Below are 3,391 nucleotides of genomic sequence, written 5' to 3'. Positions count from 1 at the left end.
CCCGGGGGCGGGGCCCCCGGGAGGTCATTCCGCCCCGGGGGCCTTCGGTGGCCGCCCGCGGCGCGGGATCGGCGCCGCCGCGCCCGGCAGCCGCCCCGCCTCCGCGAGCGCCCGCCGCAGCAGGAACTCGATCTGCGCGTTCGCGCTGCGCAGTTCGTCCGAGGCCCAGCGCGCCAGTGCGTCGTGTACCGCGGGGTCCAGCCGCAGCAGCATCTGCTTGCGCTGCTGCGGCTTCGGCGGCCTGCGCCGCGGCGTCTCCTCGGTCACTGGTAGAGCGTGCCTGTGTTGAGGACCGGCTGCACCGCGCGGTCACCGCACAGCACCACCATCAGATTGCTCACCATGGTCGCCTTCCGTTCCGCGTCGAGCTCGACGATGTCCTGCTCGGCGATCCGGGTGAGCGCCATCTCGACCATGCCGACGGCGCCCTCCACGATCTGCTGCCGTGCCGCGACCACGGCGCCGGCCTGCTGGCGCTGGAGCATCGCGGAGGCGATCTCGGGGGCGTACGCGAGATGGCTGAAGCGCGACTCGATGATCCGTACGCCCGCGGCCTGCACCCGTGCGGTCAGCTCCACGGCCAGCTTCTCGGTGATCTCCTCGGCGTTGCCCCGCAGCGAGAGGCCGCCCTCGTCATGGGCGTCGTAGGGGTACTCGATCGCGATGTGCCGGACGGCCGCCTCGGTCTGGGTGGCGACGAACTCCAGGAAGTCGTCGACCTCGAAGAGGGCCTGCGCGGTGTCCTCGACCTTCCAGACGACGATCGCGGCCAGCTCGATCGGGTTGCCGTAGGCGTCGTTGACCTTGAGGACCGCGGTCTCGTGGTTGCGGACCCGGGTGGAGATCTTGCGGCTGGAGGTCAGCGGGTTGATCCAGCGCAGACCGTCGGAGCGGATCGTGCCCACGTACCGGCCGAAGAGCTGGATGACCCGGGCCTCGCCCGGTGCGACCATCTTCACACCGCCCATGCAGAAGAACGAGGCGATGGCGAGCAGGACCCCGAGGATGCAGACCGGGATGCCGACGCCGTTGTTCCCGTTCGACCCGACGACGCCGCCGACGATGGCCAGTCCGACGCCGACGATCACCCCTATCACCGTCAGCAGCAGGCCGATGCCGCCCGCGATGCTGTGTGCCGTCGTCTCGCGGACCTGCGGTTCCGGCATCTGCGGCGCGTCCGGCGTGAGGTCGGCCGACGGTGCGGTGGGAGTGGTCGGAACCTGTGGATCAGTCATGGAATCCCCCGTTTGTGTGGGCTAGCTCAGCGCTAGCAATGTGATTACACATTAACCGATGCGGCAACCTTGCGCACCTCTCGTGAGTCGGTTCCCTTGAAGGCGGGTGCTGATTGTCACGTCCGGAAAAGGGTGGATCGTTGGCTTTCTGTCCTTGCCAACGGTGTTAGCTGGCAGGTCCGAGCTGATCCGGTCGAGCAGAGAAACGGGAGCAACACAGCAATGGGTCGAGCGGATGCGCGACGAGCCCAGCGGCACGGGTCGCGGCGGGCCGTGAAGAGCGGCGGCATACGCAGGCTCTTCACCTGGCGAAAACTACTGGGCGCGGCCTTCGGGCTCTGCCTGCTGGGCATGGGCGCGTTCGCCGTGCTCTACATGGTCGTGCAGGTGCCGGAGGGCAACGCGCAGGCCCGGCTCCAGGCCAACGTATACAAGTACTCCGACGGCACATTGCTGGCCCGGACGGGCGAGGTCAACCGGGAGATCGTGAGCCTCGCCGAGGTGCCCAAGGATGTTCAGCGGACCTTCGTGGCCGCCGAGAACAAGTCCTTCTACCACGACCAGGGCGTCGACTTCAAAGGCACCGCCCGCGGCCTGATCAACACCGTTTCCGGCAAGGGCAAGCAGGGTGGCTCGACCATCACCCAGCAGTACGTCAAGAACTACTACCTCGACGCGGACCAGACGGTCACCCGCAAGCTCAAAGAGCTGGTCATCTCGCTGAAGGTCGACCAGAAGAGAAGCAAGAGCGAGATCCTCGCCGGGTACATCAACACCAGTTACTACGGCCGCGGCGCCTACGGGATCCAGGCCGCGGCACAGGCGTACTACGGCAAGGACGCCAAGGAGCTGGACGTCACCGAGGGTGCCTACCTCGCAGCCCTGCTCCAGGCCCCGAGCCAGTACGACTGGGCCGTCGCCACCCCGAACGGGAAGGCGCTCGTCAAGGAGCGCTGGAACTACGTACTGAACAACATGGTCGACCAGCACTGGCTGGACGCCGGTGCGCGCCAGGGGATGAAGTTCAAGATTCCGCAGACCCCCAAGCCGACGCAGGGGCTCTCCGGCCAGAAGGGCTACATCGTCAACGCGGCGCGGGCGGCGGTGCAGAAGCAGGAGAACATCACCGACGCGCAGTTCGACGCCGGCGGCTGGACGATCACCGTCAACATCGACAAGAAGAAGCAGCAGCAGCTGGAGAAGTCGGTCAAGACGAAGCTGACCGACAAGCTGGACACCAAGGGGCGCAAGCTCGACCAGGACGTCCAGGCCGGTGCTGCCTCCGTCGACCCGAAGACCGGCGCCGTCCTCGCCCTGTACGGCGGACGCGGCCTGACCGAGCACTGGACGTCCAACGCCACCCGGCGCGACTACCAGCCCGCCTCCACCTTCAAGCCGATCATCCTCGCGGCCGCACTCGACCAGGAGTCGCAGACCCAGGACAACCAGCGGATCACCGCCAGCACCCGCTACGACGGCACGAGCAAGCGCCCGGTCAAGGGCAGCGAGGTCGCCTTCGCGCCGGAGAACGAGGACGACGCGGACTACGGCCAGGTCACCGTCCAGACCGCGATGAACAAGTCCATCAACTCCGTCTTCGCGCAGATGGGCGTGGACGTCGGCATGGACCGCGTGATGCAGACCGCGGGCGAACTCGGCATGGACGTGAAGGGGCTCCCGGCGGTGCCGGCGCAGACCCTCGGCTCCATGGGCGCGAGCCCGATGGAGATGGCCGGGATCTACGCGACCCTCGACAACCACGGCAAGAAGGTCACCCCGCAGATCGTGAAGTCGGCCCAGAAGCAGGGCGAGTCACCGATCAAGCTGCCCGACGCGATCGGCGACCAGGTGATCAAGCGCCAGGCCGCGGACTCCGTGACCTCCGTGCTGACCGGTGTGGTCGACGACGGCACCGCCCACCAGGCGGTGCGCGGCGCCGAGGGACTGGCCGACCAGCAGATCGCGGGCAAGACCGGCACCTCGGACGACAACAAGTCGGCCTGGTTCACCGGCTACACCCCGGACCTGGTCACCTCCGTGGGTCTCTTCGGTGAGGCGGCCTTCACCCGCACCGATGACAGCGGCAAGAAGGTGCAGGCACGCTCCCAGGTGCCCCTGAAGGGCGCCGGCGGTGGCGGCCGGGTCAACGGCGGTGG

General features: G+C 67.9%; 3 protein-coding genes. 1 reads left to right on the top strand and 2 read right to left on the bottom strand.

Annotation, left to right across the window (positions count from 1 at the left end; genetic code table 11):
- Positions 1 to 24: 24 nt before the first annotated feature.
- On the bottom strand, positions 25 to 267 hold the full coding sequence (locus J1C73_RS33885; RefSeq protein WP_207319711.1) for a type II toxin-antitoxin system antitoxin: 243 nt from the start codon (positions 265 to 267) through the stop codon (positions 25 to 27).
- Positions 264 to 1,235, bottom strand: coding sequence for an SPFH domain-containing protein (locus tag J1C73_RS33880; protein ID WP_207319710.1), 972 nt, complete (start codon positions 1,233 to 1,235; stop codon positions 264 to 266). The genes J1C73_RS33885 and J1C73_RS33880 overlap by 4 nt, the downstream gene beginning before the upstream one ends.
- A gap of 222 nt (positions 1,236 to 1,457) precedes the next feature.
- Here J1C73_RS33880 and J1C73_RS33875 point away from each other — a divergent pair.
- A partial coding sequence (locus J1C73_RS33875; protein ID WP_207319709.1) for a transglycosylase domain-containing protein occupies positions 1,458 to 3,391 on the top strand: 1,934 nt, incomplete at its 3' end.

It is taken from the genome of Streptomyces laculatispora (genome assembly GCF_017353455.1).
GTDB lineage: Bacteria > Actinomycetota > Actinomycetes > Streptomycetales > Streptomycetaceae > Streptomyces > Streptomyces laculatispora.
Note: the sequence above shows the minus strand (reverse complement) of the source record. Positions and strands in the feature narration are given on the sequence as shown.

Bases quoted from the DNA above. Each gene is read 5' to 3' on its own strand.
- J1C73_RS33880 (WP_207319710.1), bottom strand. From the start codon at position 1,235: ATGACTGATCCACAGGTTCCGACCACTCCCACCGCACCGTCGGCCGAC.